13 protein-coding genes and 2 pseudogenes are annotated in these 17,858 nt (G+C 65.0%); 8 read left to right on the top strand and 7 right to left on the bottom strand.

Features of this window, described 5'->3' with window-relative positions; genetic code table 11:
• Positions 1-97 precede the first annotated feature (97 nt).
• Together X727_RS146010 and X727_RS146005 are read left to right on the top strand one after the other, a co-directional pair.
• Positions 98-583: a DUF2852 domain-containing protein gene (locus X727_RS146010; protein WP_023672286.1), complete on the top strand. Its 486-nt coding sequence runs from the start codon at positions 98-100 to the stop codon at positions 581-583.
• A gap of 198 nt (positions 584-781) precedes the next feature.
• Entirely contained in the window at positions 782-1,540 is a 759-nt protein-coding gene (locus X727_RS146005; protein WP_023672287.1) for a M48 family metallopeptidase, read from the top strand.
• 18 nt (positions 1,541-1,558) lie between these two features.
• On the opposite strand, the gene X727_RS146000 is transcribed toward X727_RS146005, so the two are convergent.
• Positions 1,559-1,777: a hypothetical protein gene (locus X727_RS146000; RefSeq protein ID WP_023672288.1), complete on the bottom strand. Its 219-nt coding sequence runs from the start codon at positions 1,775-1,777 to the stop codon at positions 1,559-1,561.
• A 109-nt stretch (positions 1,778-1,886) separates the two neighbouring features.
• Between X727_RS146000 and X727_RS01000000164845 the strand changes: the two are divergent.
• The 6 genes and pseudogenes from X727_RS01000000164845 (at position 1,887) to X727_RS145975 (ending at position 7,665) form a co-directional block, all read left to right on the top strand.
• Positions 1,887-2,619 (top strand): annotated as a pseudogene (locus tag X727_RS01000000164845) (phosphoribosylanthranilate isomerase).
• Positions 2,620-2,709: 90 nt separating this feature from the next.
• Complete coding sequence (trpB, locus tag X727_RS145995; RefSeq protein ID WP_023834603.1) at positions 2,710-3,960, top strand: tryptophan synthase subunit beta; 1,251 nt, start codon at positions 2,710-2,712, stop codon at positions 3,958-3,960.
• Between the two features lie 2 nt (positions 3,961-3,962).
• Positions 3,963-4,802, top strand: coding sequence for a tryptophan synthase subunit alpha (gene trpA, locus X727_RS145990; RefSeq protein ID WP_023687438.1), 840 nt, complete (start codon positions 3,963-3,965; stop codon positions 4,800-4,802).
• 101 nt (positions 4,803-4,903) lie between these two features.
• Positions 4,904-5,830, top strand: coding sequence for an acetyl-CoA carboxylase, carboxyltransferase subunit beta (gene accD / locus X727_RS145985; protein WP_023687437.1), 927 nt, complete (start codon positions 4,904-4,906; stop codon positions 5,828-5,830).
• 62 nt (positions 5,831-5,892) lie between these two features.
• Positions 5,893-7,218: a folylpolyglutamate synthase/dihydrofolate synthase family protein gene (locus tag X727_RS145980; RefSeq protein WP_023834604.1), complete on the top strand. Its 1,326-nt coding sequence runs from the start codon at positions 5,893-5,895 to the stop codon at positions 7,216-7,218.
• Positions 7,219-7,245: 27 nt separating this feature from the next.
• Entirely contained in the window at positions 7,246-7,665 is a 420-nt protein-coding gene (locus X727_RS145975; protein ID WP_023687435.1) for a VOC family protein, read from the top strand.
• 438 nt (positions 7,666-8,103) lie between these two features.
• Here X727_RS145975 and X727_RS145965 read toward each other — a convergent pair whose 3' ends face one another.
• From X727_RS145965 to tsaE, 6 genes and pseudogenes are all read right to left on the bottom strand, one after another.
• Positions 8,104-8,385, bottom strand: coding sequence for a cupin domain-containing protein (locus X727_RS145965; RefSeq protein WP_023681396.1), 282 nt, complete (start codon positions 8,383-8,385; stop codon positions 8,104-8,106).
• Between the two features lie 190 nt (positions 8,386-8,575).
• Positions 8,576-8,899: a thioredoxin gene (trxA, locus tag X727_RS145960; protein WP_023672297.1), complete on the bottom strand. Its 324-nt coding sequence runs from the start codon at positions 8,897-8,899 to the stop codon at positions 8,576-8,578.
• Between the two features lie 73 nt (positions 8,900-8,972).
• Complete coding sequence (gene addA, locus X727_RS145955; RefSeq protein ID WP_023834605.1) at positions 8,973-12,491, bottom strand: double-strand break repair helicase AddA; 3,519 nt, start codon at positions 12,489-12,491, stop codon at positions 8,973-8,975.
• A pseudogene (gene addB, locus X727_RS01000000164850) lies at positions 12,488-15,629 on the bottom strand (double-strand break repair protein AddB). The gene addA and the pseudogene addB overlap by 4 nt, the downstream one beginning before the upstream one ends.
• Positions 15,626-16,330, bottom strand: a complete 705-nt coding sequence (locus X727_RS145950; RefSeq protein WP_031197320.1) for a nucleotidyltransferase family protein — start codon at positions 16,328-16,330, stop codon at positions 15,626-15,628. The pseudogene addB and the gene X727_RS145950 overlap by 4 nt, the downstream one beginning before the upstream one ends.
• Positions 16,331-16,344: 14 nt before the next feature.
• On the bottom strand, positions 16,345-17,856 hold the full coding sequence (tsaE, locus tag X727_RS145945; protein ID WP_023672299.1) for a tRNA (adenosine(37)-N6)-threonylcarbamoyltransferase complex ATPase subunit type 1 TsaE: 1,512 nt from the start codon (positions 17,854-17,856) through the stop codon (positions 16,345-16,347).
• Positions 17,857-17,858: the final 2 nt, after the last annotated feature.

A 17,858-nucleotide genomic window follows, 5' to 3' on the forward strand; every position in this document is an offset into this window, starting at 1 on the left:
GTTTTGGCGGACGTTGTCTTGAATCGCCGTTTTTCTCATCCCATTTCGAATCCACGCAGCCGCTCTTGGCTGTCTCCAACCGAAGGAATGGGAGAAAATGAACACATCCGCATTGATCCGCCCGGCTTGGACGCCGGCGACCATCGCGTTGATGGTGATCGGCTTCATGGTGTTCTGGCCGCTTGGCTTCGCCATGCTCGCCTACATCATCTGGGGCGACCGGCTTGACGGCTTCAAGCGCGACGTCAACCGCGCCACGGACGGCATCTTCGCCGGCTGCCGCCGCGGTTCCGACAAGGCCGCGCGCTGGGGCCACGGTTCGGCTCGCACCGGCAATGTCGCTTTCGACGACTGGCGCGAGAAGGAACTCGAACGCCTTGCCGAAGAGCGTCGCAAGCTCGACGAGATGCTGAGCGAGTTCGATGAGTACGCCCGCGAATTGCGCCGCGCCAAGGATCAGGACGAGTTCGACCGCTTCATGGCCAACCGCAACAAGTCGACAGCGCCTGCGAAAACAGGCTCGGCCGAAACGGCCAAGCCCGCGACCCCCAAGCGTAAGGGCCCGAACCTGCTTGACGACTGAGGCTGCGCGCATGACCCCGAAAATCGAAACCGATTTTCGGAAAGGTTCATGCGCCAAATTAGAGTGCTACAGCGTCCTTTGCGCGTCAGAGACGCGCGGCGCTGTAAGACAGGCCTTGGCATGATGGACGGCGTCGCGCGAGCGGCGCCGTTTCTTTTTTGTTCTGGTCGTTTTCCTCGAATCGCGTATCGTTCAGCCATGTCCTTCGGCTTTTTCCGCAACCTGACCAAACCAAAACCCTCGCCTGTCGAAGAGCGAGAGCACGTCGTTGCCGGCCGCACACTGCCGCTCAGGATCGTCGAGAGCGCCCGCGCACGGCGGCTGACGCTGCGCATCGATTCGGGCGGCCAGGGGCTGCGCATCACCGTGCCGCCGGGCCTGCGCCGCGGCGAGGTGGAGAAATTCCTTCACCGCCACCAGGACTGGCTGGAGCAGCGTCTGGCCAAGGTACCGACACGGCCGCAAGTGCGCCCCGGCATCAAGATCCCGATACGCGGCGTCGCGCATCGCATCGTCCACGAACCGTCGAAACGCGGCACCGTCACCGTGTCGCGCGACGAGCGCGGTCCGCTGCTGATCGTCCATGGCGAGCGCATACATTTGCCGCGCCGCATCGCCGATTTCCTCAGGCGCGAGGCCAAGAAGGACATCGAGAAGCTGGTGGTCAAGCATACCGAGGCCATCGGCAAGCGCGCCAAGGCGATCCGCTTCAAGGACACGTCGAGCCGCTGGGGCTCCTGCACTTCCGACGGCAATTTGTCCTTCTCATGGCGCATCATGATGGCGCCGACGCCGGTGATAAACTACTTGGTCGCGCATGAGGTGGCGCATCTCAAGGAGATGAACCACGGCCCGAAATTCTGGAAACTGTGCGAGCAGCTCTGCCCCGACACCGACCGCTGCAAGGACTGGCTGAAGCGGAATGGTGGGGCATTGCAGGCGATTGTGTTCGATTAGCCTTCGCCGGCGGCGCGCTCAATCATCATTGGCCGCATTAAGCTCTTCAGGCCGCAGCCCTTCGTCGCCATGGCGCGGCCATGGCAGGAAATTCTGCTCGAACGCATCGCTGCCGAAATAATCCAGGACCCGGTGCGCTTCTGCCCCGTCGAAGGCGGCCTTTTGCATCAGATGCGCGATGACGTCGCGCGCTTGCGCGATCTTCTGCCTGAGTTCGGCTATGCTCTGGTCGGCCATTGGTCTGCTCCGCCTTGCTTCTCCCATCAATAGGTAGCGCCTTTGGCGTTGCCGGCAAACAGCATGCTTTTTCTCGACTCTTGGCCGGTTTCGTGCCAATCCCCGCGCCATGGCGCTCGATATCAAGATCTGTGGATTGAAGACCGATGATGCAATGGCCGCGGCATTGGCCGGCGGCGCCAGCCATGTCGGCTTCATCTTCTTTGCCAGGAGCCCGCGCTATGTCGAGCCTGCGGCAGCCGGCCGCCTGCGCCAGGCGGCAATCGGCAAGGCCCTGGCGGTTGCCGTGACGGTCGATGCCGATGACGCCTTCCTGGACGAGATCGTCGAAAAGATGCGACCCGACATGCTGCAACTGCACGGCACGGAGACGCCCNGACGCCTTCCTGGACGAGATCGTCGAAAAGATGCGACCCGACATGCTGCAACTGCACGGCACGGAGACGCCCGAGCGGGTGGCCGAGGTGAAAGCCCGCTACGGCCTGCCTGTCATGAAGGTGTTCTCCGTCAGTGAGGTAGCCGATCTCGAGCGGCTAAAGCCGTTCATCGGCGTTGCCGATCGCTTCATGTTCGATGCCAAGCCACCAAAGGGCTCGCAACTTCCGGGCGGCAATGGCGTCGCCTTTGACTGGCGCATCCTGGCCGGCCTTGACGCCGGGCTCGATTACATGCTTTCCGGTGGGCTCAACGCCGCCAATATCGGCGACGCCCTGATATCAGCCAATCCGCCCGCGATAGACATTTCGTCGGGGGTGGAAAGCGGCCCGGGCGTCAAGGATCCGGCGCTGATCGAGCAGTTCTTCCGGGCCGTCAGGGCCGCGCGCGACGACCGCGCTGCCTGAGGCACTTCTTTCGAACCCGAGCATGTTCCGGAGAAGTGGGGACCGGTTTTCCGATAAGACATGCTCAGAACCAAGACCAGGAGATCGGAGATGAACAAGCCGGCGACACCCAATTCCTTCCGCACGGGACCCGACGAACAGGGCATGTTCGGCATCTTCGGGGGCCGCTTCGTGGCCGAGACGCTGATGCCGCTGATCCTCGACCTCGAGCGGCACTGGAACGAGGTCAAGAACGATCCGGACTTCAAGGCCGAGTTGACCAATCTGTCGACCCACTATGCCGGGCGGCCGTCAAAGCTGTATTTCGCCGAAGGCCTGACCAAGCATCTTCGTGAGGTTTCCTCGGCGAAGGGCCTCGGGGGCGGCGCCAAAGTCTACTTCAAGCGCGAGGATCTGAACCACACCGGTTCGCACAAGATCAACAACTGCCTCGGCCAGATTCTTTTGGCCAAACGCATGGGCAAGAAGCGCATCATCGCCGAGACGGGCGCCGGCCAGCACGGCGTGGCTGCAGCCACCGTCGCGGCGCGCTTCGGCTTTCCCTGCGTCGTTTATATGGGCGCCACCGACGTCGCTCGCCAAAGCCCGAACGTCTTCCGCATGAAGCTGCTCGGCGCCGAAGTGCGGCCGGTCACCGCCGGCCACGGCACGCTGAAGGACGCCATGAACGAGGCGTTGCGCGACTGGGTCACCAATGTCGAGGACACCTATTACCTCATAGGCACCGCCGCCGGCCCACATCCCTATCCGGAGCTGGTGCGCGACTTCCAGTCGGTGATCGGCACCGAGGCGCGCGCCCAGATCCTCGAGCAGGAAGGCCGGCTGCCGGACACCATCATCGCCGCCGTCGGCGGCGGTTCGAATGCCATCGGCCTGTTCCATCCCTTCCTCGACGACAAGGAAGTCCGCATCATCGGCATCGAAGCAGGTGGCCGCGGCCTCGACGGCATCGAGCATTGCGCCTCGATGAACGCCGGCGCGCCCGGCGTGCTGCATGGCAACCGCACCTATCTGCTGCAGAATGCCGACGGCCAGATCCTGGACGGCCATTCGATCTCGGCCGGCCTCGATTATCCCGGCGTCGGCCCCGAACATTCCTGGCTGCGCGACAGCGGCCGCGTCGAATATGTGCCGATCCTCGACGACGAGGCGCTGGAAGCCTTCAAGCTGACGACACGCGTCGAAGGCATCATCCCGGCGCTGGAATCCGCGCACGCCATCGCGCATGCGGTCAAGATCGTGCCGGATATGGACAAGGACCAGATCGTCATCGTCAACCTGTCGGGACGCGGCGACAAGGATGTGCACACAGTGGCCTCGATGCTGGGCATGGAGATCTGATCATGGTGACCCGCATCGACCGCCGCATGGCAAAACTGAAAGCCGAGGGCCGCCCGGCGCTCGTCACCTATTTCATGAGCGGCGACCCCGACTATGACACCGCTTTGTCGATCATGAAGGCGCTGCCGAAGGCCGGCGCCGACATCATCGAAATGGGCATGCCGTTTTCCGATCCGATGGCCGACGGCCCGGCGATCCAGGCCGCGGGCCTGCGCGCGCTGAAAGGTGGCCAGACGCTGGTCAAGACGCTGCAGACGGCGGCTGATTTCCGCGCTGGCGACAATGAGACGCCGATCGTCCTGATGGGCTATTACAACCCGATCTACATCTACGGCGTCGACCGCTTCCTTAAGGACGCGATTGCCAGCGGCATTGACGGGCTGATCGTCGTCGACCTGCCACCGGAGATGGATGAGGAACTCTGTATCCCTGCGCTGAAGGCCGGCATCAACTTCATCCGCCTGGCAACGCCGACCACCGATGACAAGCGCCTGCCCAAGGTGCTGCAGAATACGTCGGGCTTCGTCTATTACGTGTCGATGACCGGCATCACCGGCTCGGCTTTGGCCGACACCGGCAAGGTTGCCGCCGCGGTCAAGCGCATCAAGGGCCACACCAACTTGCCAGTCTGCGTCGGCTTCGGCGTCAAGACCGCCGAGCAGGCGCGCATTATCGGCGCCAATGCCGATGGCGTCGTCGTCGGCACCGCGATCGTCAACGCGGTCGCCAATGTGTTGGGACCGAAGGGCGAGAAGACCGCCGACCCGGCCGAGGCCGTCGCCACCCTGGTCAGCGGACTGTCTCAGGGCGTGCGTTCGGCCCGCCTTGCTGCTGCCGAATAGTTTCCCTACTTAGGCCTTGTGCAAGTCGTTATCCCAAAACCGGTTCCCACTTTTGGGCGACATGCACGAACCAACTCTTCGTCAGGACAGGAGCCGAAGCGATGAACTGGATCACCAATTACGTTCGTCCGAGGATCAATTCGATGCTCGGCCGGCGCACCGACATGCCCGAGAATCTCTGGATCAAGGATCCCGAGACCGGCGAGATGGTGTTTCACAAGGACCTGGAATCCAACCAGTTCGTCATCCCGTCATCGGGCCATCACATGAAGATTTCGGCCAAGGAACGGCTGAAATTCTTCCTCGACGACGGCAAATACGAGCAGCTTGAGAACCCCAAGGTCATGCAGGACCCGCTCAAGTTCCGCGACGAGAAGCGCTACACCGACCGCTTGAAGGACGCCAAGGCCAAGACCGGCCTGGAAGACGCCATCATCAATGCGCTGGGCACGGTCGAGGGCCTGCCGGTTGTAGTGACGGTGCAGGATTTCGCCTTCATGGGCGGCTCGCTCGGCATGGCCGCGGGTGACGCCATTGTGCACGGTTTCGAGGTCGCCTTGCAGCGCAAGCGGCCGCTGATCCTGTTTGCCGCCTCCGGCGGCGCGCGTATGCAGGAAGGCATCTTGTCGCTGATGCAGTTGCCGCGCACCACGATCGGCGTCGATCGGCTGAAGGAAGCCGGCCTCCCATACATCGTCGTCTTGACCAACCCGACCACCGGCGGCGTCACCGCCTCCTACGCCATGCTGGGCGACGTGCATATCGCCGAGCCCGGCGCGCTGATCGGCTTCGCCGGCCCGCGCGTCATCGAGCAGACTATCCGGGAGAAACTGCCGGACGGTTTCCAGCGCTCCGAATATCTGATGGAGCACGGCATGGTCGACATGGTGGTGTCGCGGCTGGAACTGCGCGAGACGATTTCACGGCTGTTGAAAATCCTGCTCAAACTGCCGCAGGAGCAAAAGCCGCTGGAGCCGGAAATCCTGCCGCCGTCGGTCATCCCGACGGAAGCCCGCCCGCAGGCCTGACGCGACATTTCTGGCCGCAAACCGCGATTGCGTGCACCTGCGCGCATGCGTAGGATTCGCTCATGACAACGCTTGCCGCAGATCGTGAAATCGAAGCCCTGATGGCGCTGCATCCGAAAGGCTTCGACCTTTCGCTCGACCGCATCACAAGGCTGCTCGAACGCCTTGGCAATCCGCAGGAGCGGCTGCCGCCGGTCATCCATATCGCCGGCACCAACGGTAAGGGCTCGTGCGCGGCCTTTTCGCGCGCGCTGCTCGAAGCCGGCGGCCACCTTGTCCATGTCCACACTTCGCCGCATCTGGTGAACTGGGCCGAGCGCTACCGACTGGCGGCCGAGGGCGGCGGCCGGCTGGTCGACGACGAGACCTTCGCCGAGGCCATCGCCCGCGTCGCCCGGGCCAATCAAGGCCAGAAGATCACCGTCTTCGAAATCCTAACCGCCGTCACCTTCATCCTGTTTTCCGAACATCCGGCTGCCGCCGCCATCATCGAGGTCGGCCTTGGCGGCCGCTTCGACGCCACCAATGTCGTTGCCCGGCCGGCGGTGTCGGTGATCATGCCGGTGTCGATGGATCACGAAGCCTATCTCGGCGACCGGGTCGAACTGATCGCCGCCGAAAAGGCCGGCATCATGAAGCGCGGCTGCCCGGTGGTCATCGGCGCGCAGGAGAGCGAGACGGCGCTGCAAGTGCTGATCGAAACCGCCGAGCGGCTGGATTGCCCGACCTTCGTCTACGGCCAGGATTTTCTCGCCTTCGAGGAAAACGGCCGCATGGTCTATCAGGATGAGGACGGGCTGATGGACCTGCCGCCACCGCGCCTGCCCGGGCGCCACCAGTTCGCCAATGCGGCGGCGGCGATTGCCGCGGTCAAGGCCGCCGGCTTCGAGATCAGCCATCGCGCCGCTGAAAAGGCGATGGCAAAAGTCGCATGGCCGGGCCGCATGCAGAAATTGGCACAGGGCCGGCTGGCGGACCTCGCTCCCAAGGGCGCCGACATCTGGCTCGATGGCGGTCACAATCCGGGCGCCGGCGTGGTGGTGGCGGAAGCCTTGGCCGAGCAGGAGGAAAAGAACCCGCGGCCGCTGTTTTTGATTGCCGGCATGATCAACACCAAGGACCAGAGCGGCTATTTCCGCGCCTTCAAGGGCCTGGTCCGCCATGTCTACACCGTGCAGGTGAGCATGAGCGACGCCGGTGTGCCGAATGACGAACTGGCGATCCGGGCGACCGAGGCCGGCCTCACCGCCGAGCCGGTCAGCTCCGTCGCCAGCGCGCTGATGCTGCTGCGCGACACCTGGGACGGCCCGGCGCCGCGCATCCTGATCGGTGGTTCGCTGTATCTCGCCGGTGCGGTGCTGGCCGAAAACGGCACGCCACCGACCTGAATCCACACTTTCGCGAGGGAGCCGGTGATGATCAAGGTGAAGCAACTCGCCCATGTCTGCATCTTCGCGCATGATCTGGAAGCGACGCGGGCCTTCTACCGCGACGTGCTCGGCCTCGACACGCAGTTCAACTTCCTGCGCGACGGAAAGGTGTTCGGCTTCTACCTCAATTGCGGCGATCGCAGCCATGTCGAGGTGTTCCAGAAGGACGGCACCAGCCATAGCGAGCTCAACCAGATCAACCATTTCTGCCTTGAGGTGGAAAACATCGATGCGGCGATCGCCCACATCAAGTCGAAAGGCATTGATATCACGGCCAAGAAGCATGCCTGCGACGACACGTTTCAGGCCTGGATCCGCGACCCCAACGGCGTGAAGATCGAGCTGTTCGAATACACCGCAAAAAGCGCGCAATTCACCGGCGGGGATCGCATCGCCGACTGGTAGTATTTTGGCCCGGGGAATCTATCGGGCGGTTGCCCCTCGGGCAGAAGCCCCGATATGCTTGGCGAAGCATGGAGGCAAGCTCGAATGGTTGTGAAGTGTCTTGTTACCGTCGACAACGACCCGCCGGAGGAGCTGATATTTGAATATGCTCCGCGGGTCGGCGATCATGTGATGTTACCGGGAGCCATCGAGCCACCGCACCCAATTGTTCGAGTGGCCCACAGACCGACGCGCCCCAATGATGCATCCGGCCAGCCCAGTGTCGCGTATTTCGTAAGCCGAGAGACGTTTCTCTATCGTGTGTATACGGGCGCTATAGAGGGATATGGGCAGGTCCTGAAGCCCGCGACCGGACGGAAGCCCGGCAAGCCTAGGCAGGCCAAAAAAACCGTGGCTCAAACTAAATAGACATCGGCGGCCGCGGCACCAGTCTGAGGCCTATTTCAGCTCGATCTCGATGAAGGCGTATTCGCCGTCATTGGCGCTGATGACGTCGTGCTCGACGCCTTCCTTGCGGAAGTAGGGCGCGCCCTTCTTCATTTCAGCAAAACTCTCGCCGTCCTTGGTCACCAGCTTCACCTTGCCGTCCATCAGCGGCACCACGACGTAGTCATGGCCATGCCGGTGCCAGCCGGTGTTGTCGCCGGGCTGGAAGCGGTATTCGGTGACGATGACGCGCTCATTGTCGATGAAGACGGTGGCCTTGGCGGATCCGGTCATTCTGTTTCTCCCTGTCCTGCCTCAAGCAGATGACATGGAGTGCGCCGATGCGAGGGCCAGAGGCGGCCGGGCGATGACGCCAAAGAAAAAGCCCGGCGCGAGGGCCGGGCTTCGATCTCGGGAACTAATGCAGGTCGCCCAAAAGTGGTCCCGGTTTTGGGAGGACGACATGCATCAAAACAAAGCCAGATCAGGCGAGGCTGCCATTGATCCAGTGCGACAGCGCGGTCTTCGGCGCGGCGCCGACCTTCATGTCGGCGACTTCGCCGCCCTTGAAGATCATCAGCGTCGGGATCGAGCGCACGCCGAACTGGGCGGCAAGCTCGGGGTTCTCGTCGATGTTCAGCTTGGCGATCTTGATCTTGTCGCCGAGTTCGTTGGCGATCTCTTCCAGCGACGGACCGATCATCTTGCAGGGGCCGCACCATTCGGCCCAGAAATCCACGACGACGGGCTGCGAGGCGTTGAGCACATCGGCCTGGAAATTGCTCTTGTCGACCTTGACGGTGGCCATACGAAAATCCTTTCGAAATTTATCTCGCACCAAATGTGGTGGTTGAGCAGCCCTTCTTCAAGCAGAACTTGTGTCACGCTCCCGTGAGTCGGGCAAGGGCGTCATCCATCGCCTGCGCCGGCAGTTCGATCAGCCTCGGCGCCTCGGTAAACAGCAGCGCCGCCGTCACTGCGCGGCCGGGGTAAAGCGGCTTGAGCAGCGCGCGGTAGAGCGCCAGCTGCAGTATATAGGCCGGCGGCACCTGGGCCAGGCCTGCGGGCGCCGGCCGGTTGGTCTTGTAGTCGACGATCGATACGCGCCCGGGCGTCACCGCCAGCCGGTCGATCTTGCCGGAGATCGAGCGCAGCCTGCCCTTGACCTCGATACTGCCCATGACGGCCACTTCGGCGCGGGACGAGGGCGAAAACAGCCCGGCAAAACGCGAATCTCTGAGGATCGCCATCACCGAAGCCAGCGCCTTGTTGCGCTCGGCCTCCGGCCAGTCGGCGCCGGCTCGAATGAGATACTGCGCCGCCGCGCCTTGCCGTTCGTCTTCGGCAAAACCGGGCAGCATCTGCAGCAGCTTGTGCAGCGCCAGCCCGCGCATCACCGCAAAGCCCGGCTCCGCCTCGCTGTCCAGCACCGGCGAGCGGGTATCGACAACAGCTTCCTTGGCCTCGTCGATCAGCGCCGCCGCGCCGGAAGGCGACAGCGGGCGCGGCAGCTCCTCATAAGGCGGCAAGGGCCGGAACAAGCCCACCGGCAGCGGCGGCACCTGTTGCGGCAGCCGCGACTCGTCGGCTGCCGCTTGCGCCACCGGCGGAAGCTTGGTCATGACGAAACGGTGCACCGGCTCGCTGCTGGCGGGGTGGCGGCGCTCCGTGCTTTCCGGCGCGGCAAGCAGCGCGCGGCTGACAATCGAATGCCAGGTGCCGGTGCTGGGCTGACGCTTGCCGTGATAGCCGCAGACGATCAGCCGGTCCTCGGCGCGCGTCATGCCGACATAGAGCAGCCGCCGGTATTCGTCGTCGGCAAGCTCCCGCGCCCTGGCCGAGGCTGCCTTTGAGAAGCCGTTGGCGACATCGGCGGCTGAGCGCCAGAGATAGCCCTTGCCGTCGAAATTGCGGCCCGAAGCGTCGAACGGCATGAGCCGCGGCAGATGCTGGTCGCTGAACGGCGCCGAACCGCCATCGACCAGGAAGACAACAGGCGCTTCCAGGCCCTTGGCGGCATGCACGGTCATGACGCGGACCTCGTCGCGCAACTGGTCCATCTCGCGCTTGATCTCCGGACCGGTGTTCTCCAGCGTCGCCAGAAAGGCTTCCAGCCCCGGCAGTCCGGTGCGTTCCTCGGCCAGGCAGAAACTCAGGAATTCGTCGAGGATGTCGCCGGCTTCCGGTCCAAGCCGGGCGATCATCTTCTTGCGCAGGCCGTCGCGCGCCAGCACCCCGGCGTAGAATTCGAACACCGGCCGGAACGCCGCCTCGTTGGCCCAGCCGTCGAGCCGGGCAACGACATCGGTCAGCGCGGTATTGTCGCCAGCATGCTGGCGTAGTGAGGCGATCAGCGATGTTCCGGCTGGCCGTCCGGCGCCAAGCGTAAAAAGCGTCTCCTCCGACACGTCGAAAACCGGGCTGCGCAGCACGGCGGCGAGCGACAGGTCATCCTGCGGCTGGATGAGGAAATGGCCGAGTGCGATCAGGTCCTTGACCGCGATGTGGCCGGGCAGGCTCAGCCGGTCGGCGCCGGCAACGGGAATATCGCGGTCCTTCAGCGCGCGCGACAGCGCATGGACGAAGCGGTCGCGCTTGCGCACCAGCACAAGAATGTCGCCGGCCCTCAGCCTGCGTCCCTTGCCCTCGATGATCTCGCGGTCCTTGAGCCAGGTCTGGATGGTCGCAGCCACATGCTCGGCCACCCGCACAGCCGGCGCGCTGGCATGATTGACCGGCAACGTCCAGTCGTCGGGCTCCTCGACGGCGTCAGCGCCGAGCGACGGCCAGACCTCGACATAGCCAGGCGCGTCGTTGCGGATCGCCTTGTGGCCGAGCGGATCGGGGTCATGGCTGATGCCGCGCCGCACGCCCGGATCGGCAAAGACGCGGTCGACGGCGGCAAGCACGTCGTCGGTCGACCGGAACGACCAGGTCAATTTCAGGTCGGCAAACGAAGCATTGGCGGCGTTCACGCGTCCGGAAAACAAGAGCCGGCTGTCGGCAAAGGAATCCGGTGCGGCACCTTGAAAGGAATAGATCGACTGCTTTTCGTCGCCGACGGCGAACACCGTGCGATTGGCCGTGCCGCGCTGGCCGTGGCCGGCAAAGAACTCCTCCGCCAGCCGCTTTACCACCTCCCATTGGTCCGGGCTGGTGTCCTGCGCCTCGTCGAGCAGGATATGGTCGATACCCTGGTCGAGCTTGTACTGCACCCAGGGGCCGGCATCGGGCCGCGCCAGAAGGTTGACGGTGCGGGTGATGAGGTCGTTGAAGTCGAGGAAGCCGCGGCCGCGTTTCAGCCGCTCGTACCGCACGATCAGCCAGTCGGCGATGGTCAGCGCCGCGACCGTGCCTTCCAGCATCCGGAACAGCGCCAGCCGGTCGGAGACCTCTGTTATCGCCTCGACGGCCGCCACATAGCGCTCGGGAAGGTCGGGCAGCCGGCCGAGCAGCGCCTTCTTGAACGCCTTTGAGGGATCATAGGGATCGCCATCGGCCTTGAGAAAGGCTTTGCCGAGCATCTGCAGCCGGCGGGTCGGGTCCGTCTCGGCAAAGGCCAACCGGGCATAGGGCAAGAGATTGTTGAGCACGGTGCGGGCGTCGGCGGCCTCGGCGGCACTGGCGAACACTGCAAAGAAGTCCGGCAGGAAACCCGGCAGCGGCCATACCGATGCCGCTATGTCTTCGGCGCTCCGCCCGGGGCGAAAATGGAATTCGTCGAACAGGGCCTGAAAGCCGCCGCCGTCGCGCCGGACCGCATCGATGAAGCCGCGCAGCCCGTCGCGCTTGCGCACGATTTCGGCGAGCAGCGCATCGAGCCCGTGTTCTCCGCCGCGCTCCAGCACGGTGGCAAAGGCCTCGGCCAGTCCGGCGTCTCCGGCTGACGTGCCCGAAATCATGTCGCGGCGGGCGCCAGCAAACAGCGAGGCCTCCATCTGCGGATCGAGCATTTCGAAATGCGCCGGGATGTTGGCCTCCAGCGGAAACTGGTGCAGCACCGATTCGCAGAAGGCGTGGATGGTCTGGATCTTCAGCCCGCCCGGCGTTTCCAGCGCTTCGGCAAACAGCCGGCGCGCCCGCCGCATCGTGTCGCGGTCGGGTCGGCGGCCGTCCACCGCCTCAATCTTTGTGGCAAGCTCGGCATCGCCGAGCGCCGTCCATTCCGACAGGGTCGAGAACACGCGGTTCGACATGTTGGCGGCGGCCGCCCGCGTATAGGTCAGGCACAGGATCTTCGACGGATCGGTGCCGTTGAGCAACAGCCGGATGACGCGCTGGGCCAGCACATGCGTCTTGCCGGATCCGGCATTGGCCGACACCCAGGCCGAGTTCTTCGGGTCGGAAGCGCGCGTCTGGCTGGCGGCGGTTTCGCCGGGAATGGGATAGGCTTTCTTCATGCCTCCCCCGCCTCGTCATCGCTGTCGCCGCCGGCCGACCATTCGAGCACGCGCGCCAGGTGGTCGTAGTCGCCATCGCTCTCGCCTTCGCGAAACGGCAGCGCCCGCGACAGATAGCCGGTCGTCGGATCGGCATAGTGGACCAGCAGCTTTTCCAGCCGCGCCCAGGCCTCTTCGGCGAGGTCTTCTGCGGTCCGGGGCTGGCGGTTGTAGTCGAGGATGGATTCCTCGAACACTTCGCCATTCGGCTTCAGCCGCACGAATGCAAGCTGCGAGGGTTCGCGCGCGCCAAGCCCCTTGAAGGCGCCGCGCCGGAGCAGCGCCCCTTCGAGCGCCAGCTGTGGCGCCAGCAGCGTGTGCGCCTGCGCCTTGGACGGCGAGGAGCCGGTCTTGTAATCGAGAATGTCGGCCATGCCACCGGCCAAAAGGTCGACGCGGTCGGCATAGCCGGACAGCGTCACACCGGTACGGCCGACAGCCGTCTTTTCGGCGCGCTCCTCGGCATGCCGCCGGGCGACGGCAGGGGCGCGGCCGCGCTCCCATTCGATGATGTTGGCGGCGAGCTTTTCGAAGCGCGGCCACCACACCGCCTCGACATCGGCGGGTAGGGCAATGTCGGCGAAGCAGGTCCGGCCGGCAGCGATGAGGCGTTCCAGAGCTTCGGGCGCGCGGGGATCCGCCACCTCTGTCGAGAACAGATGCAGGATGTCATGAAACAGCGTGCCGCGCTCGGCCGCACCGGGATCGCGGATCACCGGCTCGAGCGGCAGAAGGCTCAGAATACGCTTGGCATAGACCGCATAGGGGTCGCGGCGCAGCGTCTCGATCTCGGTCACCGAGAAGTGGGTGGGCCGCATGCTCAGCGGCGGTTTCGGCTGCGGTCGCGGCGCGAAATGCTGCCGCTCGCCGGCATCGAGCGCGCGCGCCCAGGCAAGCAATTCGTCGCCGCGCCCGCGCAATGCGGCCGCCGGATCCTTGCCGATGAAGGTGAGGATGCGCTGCAGCCAGCGCGACGGCACCGCCGGTGCGTCGCCGGCTCGGGCGGAGCGCGTCAGCACCACCTTTTTCGCCCCCATCGCCATCTGGAAGTCGTGGGCGGCNGGCAAGGCCGATACGGCGCTCCGGCGGCTCGAGATCGATGCCGGTCTTCATCAACCGCGACATGAAGCGATCGCTTTCCGGCTTGCGTGGCCACACGCCCTCGTTCAGCCCGCCAATGACCAGCGTGTCGACATTCTGCAGCCGCGCTTCCAGCGCCCCCCAAATGGCGATGTTGCGGTCGGTGCCTTGCCCGGGCTTGACCGTTTCCGGTGCTACCAGCGCGTCCATCACATCAGGCCATTCGTCGGCCGGGAAGTCGAACGAGGCCGAGGCCGCGACCACACCGCGCAGCAGCTCGGCGAGTTTCTCGCCGGCGTCGCCGGCATAAAATTCAGCCAGGCTGCGCTCCGCCGTGCGGCCGAGATTTTCCAGCGCGGCGACGCTCGCTCTGGTCAACGCGACAAGATCGGCATTCTCTTCACCGCGAAAGGCGGTCAGCGGCGCCAGTGCCGTCACAAGCCGGCTCAGCATATCGCGGGCATCGTCGATGCCGCGCACGCTCAGGCGCGAAAACCAGAAGGGCTGGCGCTTGTCCCCGCTCAGCCCGGCGAGACGCTCCTCGAACAGTGCTGGCAAGGCGGCGATGTCGGGGCGTCCGGTGCCGCCGCGCAGCGCCACGAGTTCGATGAGCTCGGCGGCATGGCGCACGCCGGTGCGCTCAAGTCCGAGCCCGAGCAGCGGATGCTTGAGCAGCGACAAAAGGCCGACGGGATCGCCGGGCCGGAATACCGCTTGAAGTGTGAGCCGCAGCAGGCTGGCGGCAGGCGTGTTGGCGAGCGGCGTGCCGCCGGAATCGTCAGCGATCACACCGAAGCGCAACAGCTCGGCCGAGACGCGCCGCGCCAGCCCGCGGTCGCCGGTAACGAGCGCTGCCCTGTGCCCCGGCTGTTCCACGGCGGTTTTCAGCGCGATGGCGATCGCCGCCGCCTCGTCGCGTTCGCTGGCGGCTTCGACCAGCGTCACATCGGCGAAGGCCTCGGCGATATCCAGGGCGTTGAAGCGTATGCGGGTCTCGGCCCATAGTTCCGTGGTCTCGGCCGGACGCAGCGCCTCGCCGACAAGGGCCGCGCGGAGCACCAGTGCGGGCTCGGCGGCGACCACTTCCTCGACATCGCCACGCAGCACGCCAACCTTGCCGATCAGCTTGGCCATGCCGTATTGTGGGTGGCCGAGCAGTGCCGGCCGCGCACCGGGCGCCGCAATCGCGGCAAAAGACGGTTCGTCCAGCATCCCATCGAGCCCGGGCAGCACCACGGCGCCGTTAGGCAGGCTGGCGACCGTGGCAAGCAGTTCAGCCGTGGCCGGAATAGAGCCCGTCGAGCCGGCGGCGATCACCGGGCCTTTGGGCGGGTTGCGTTCCAGCCGCTTCGCCTCGCGCCGGATCAGCGCATTGCGGTGCGCGGCCGGGTTGGAGCGGTCGCGCTCCTCCAGCAATTTCGGCCAGGCCTCGGTGACGATACGGAGGAAATCGAGCGTCACCAGCCACCAACCGGCAAGATTGCCGGTGACCAGATCGGCAAGCCTGGTCCAGTCCGTGCCTTCGGTTTCGATTTCGTCCATGAGCCGGGCGAGGTCGCGCGCCAGCCAGATCGCATCGGCGGCGGAGGCCGGCACGACAATCTCTTCGTTGAACATATCAAGGACATGCGCCGGCAGGGTGCGCTTCCAGGCCTGCACCAGCGGCGCCAGCAGCAGCAGGCGTTCGATGGCTGCGATCGGCGGCGCCATTTCAAGCTCGGTCGGCGTGCCGGCGTCGAAGGCGGCTTCGTCCTGGTCGAACTCTCCGAGCGGGCGGATGACCGGCAGGATCGCCGAACGGCGGCTCCCTCCCGGTCCCGAAAGCGCGTCGACAAAGGCGCCGCGCAGCGCACGGGCCGCGCGCCGTGTCGGCACATAGATGGTGACATCAGCCAGCGCCAGCGGATCGCCGTCGAACCGGAAGCCGGGCACCAGCCGTCCGGCCAGCAAGGCCTCGGCCAGAGTCGGCAGGAATGGCGCTCCGGGCGGGATCGAAAGAACGCGGCGCGCGCCGCTCATACCACCTTCGCGAGAGCTTCGGCGGCGGCCGCTTCCGCCTGCGGAATGGCGTCGGGAGTGCCGACGGTGATCCAGCTTCCGCGCATCTGCATGCCGAACAGACGGCCAGAGGCGATTGCCTTGTCGAAATAGGTGTTGAGCGAATGCGCCCCGGCCGGCGCATCCCTGAAGATGGCGGGATTGACGATTGCCGCTCCGGCATAGATCAACCCGGCCGGATCGCCTTTCGAGCGCCGCAGGCCGCCATCCGGCGCCATCAGGAAATCCGTGCCGACACCGTGTCCGGTGGCCGAGTCGAGATCGGTAAGCATCAGCAGAATATCCATTTTCGCGCCGTCCCATGCAAGGGCAAGGCGCTCGAGGCTGGGCTGGCCGCTGTCGATCCAGAACGTATCGGCGTTGATGATGTAGAAGGGGTCGCTGCCCAGCAGCGGCAATGCCTTGACGATGCCACCCGCCGAATTCAGCAGTGCGTCGCGCTCGTCGGAAATGACGATCTTTGGCGCCCGCCTGTGGGCGATATGGGCGACGATCTGGTCCGGCAGATAGTGCACGTTGACGATGGCTTTCTCGACGCCGGCCGCTTCGAGACTGTCCAGCCCCCAGTCGAGCAAGGTCCTGCCGGCGATCCGCACCAGCGGCTTCGGCATGGTGTCGGTGATCGGCCGCATGCGCTTGCCAAGACCAGCCGCCAGCACCATCGCTGTGGTCAAGGTCACGGGAGCCGTTCCTCCAGCAGGCCATGTGCCATGTAAAACTCCTTCAACTGAGCCAGCGCCGGGTGCGCCAGCGCCCGCCTGAGATAATCGCGGATGCGCGGCAGGTGTCGGAGATAATAGGGCTTGCCGTCGCGCTTTTCGAGCCGCACGAAAATGCCGAGGATCTTCGAATTGCGCTGCGCCGCCATGATCGCATAGGCCGCGCGGAAGGCGTCCTCATCGAAGCCGCCGGCGGCGTGGCGCGCAGCGACATAGGCGTCCACGGTCCGCTGCTCGATATCGGGCGAAACGGTGACGCGGGCATCCATGGCCAGCGACGCAACGTCATAGGCCGCCGGACCCATCAGCGCGTCCTGGACATCGACGATGCCCAGCCGGTCGTGGCCTTTGCGGTCACCGCGCCAGATGATGTTGGGCGAATGGAAGTCGCGCAGCATCAGCGTGTATTCCTGTGTGTCCAGCCGATCGAGAACCGCGTTCCATTCCCTGTGATAGCCGGCGCGTAAAGCCTCGCTTGCCGGGCTGCCGGTCACCATCGGCACATACCAATCGACCAAGAGATCGGCTTCGATCAGCATGGCGGCGCGATCGAAGGGCGGCACCTCGTGGAAGACGCCCGGCACGGCCTCCATGCGCTGCGGCCAGGTCTTCCCATGCATCATCGCCAGCAATTCGGCCGCTGCCGCGTAGCGCTCGGCCACCGGCTCATCATTGCCGTCGAGAAAACCTTCCGAGCCCAGATGCTCCAGCAGCAGAAAGCCCCGTTCGAGATCCTCGGCATGGATTTTTGGGACACTGACACCTTGCGCCAGCAGCGCCTTGTCGATGGCGACGAAAGCGGTGACCGACTGCGCCGTGTGGGCGATCACGGCATAGGGCTTGCCGTCGCGCACCGGCGGCCCCAGCACCAGCCTTGGCGAATTCATCAGCACGCGCGGCGCAAGGCCGGCGAGCGAAACAATCTCGTAAGAGCGCGCCGAGGCGTCGCCGACGAAATGGCGCCGCGCGGCGTCGCCCCAACCGGCCGTTTTGAGGAAATCGCGCATCGCCAGCGATCGCGCCACGCGTTCGAAGGCAACGCCTTGGCCCGATAGTTTCGCCAATCGTCCTTCGTCCTGATGGACGAGTTCGATCCAGATCGACGTTCTCGGAAGAGCGGCCTCCGCCCGTTCCGGCCACTCGACAAGGGCAGCGCCCTGCAGCAGCGCCTCGTCGAAACCCAGCTCGTCCATCTCGCCGGCCGAGGACAGGCGATAGAGATCGAAATGGTGCACGGGGATGCGCGTGTCGTAGCTTTGCACCAAGGTGAAGGTAGGGCTCGGCACATCGAGGCCGGCATCATCGGCCAGCGCCCTGATCAGGGCCCGCGCCAGCGTCGACTTGCCGGCGCCGAGATCGCCCTTGAGCGCCAGCACGTCGCCCGGCCGCAGCGCCATGGCCAGGTCTTCGCCGAGCCTTGCGGTCGCAGCCTCGTCGGCGAGAAAACGCTCCAGCACAACAACAGTCATCG

This window comes from Mesorhizobium sp. L103C105A0 (assembly GCF_000502215.1).
Lineage (GTDB): Bacteria > Pseudomonadota > Alphaproteobacteria > Rhizobiales > Rhizobiaceae > Mesorhizobium.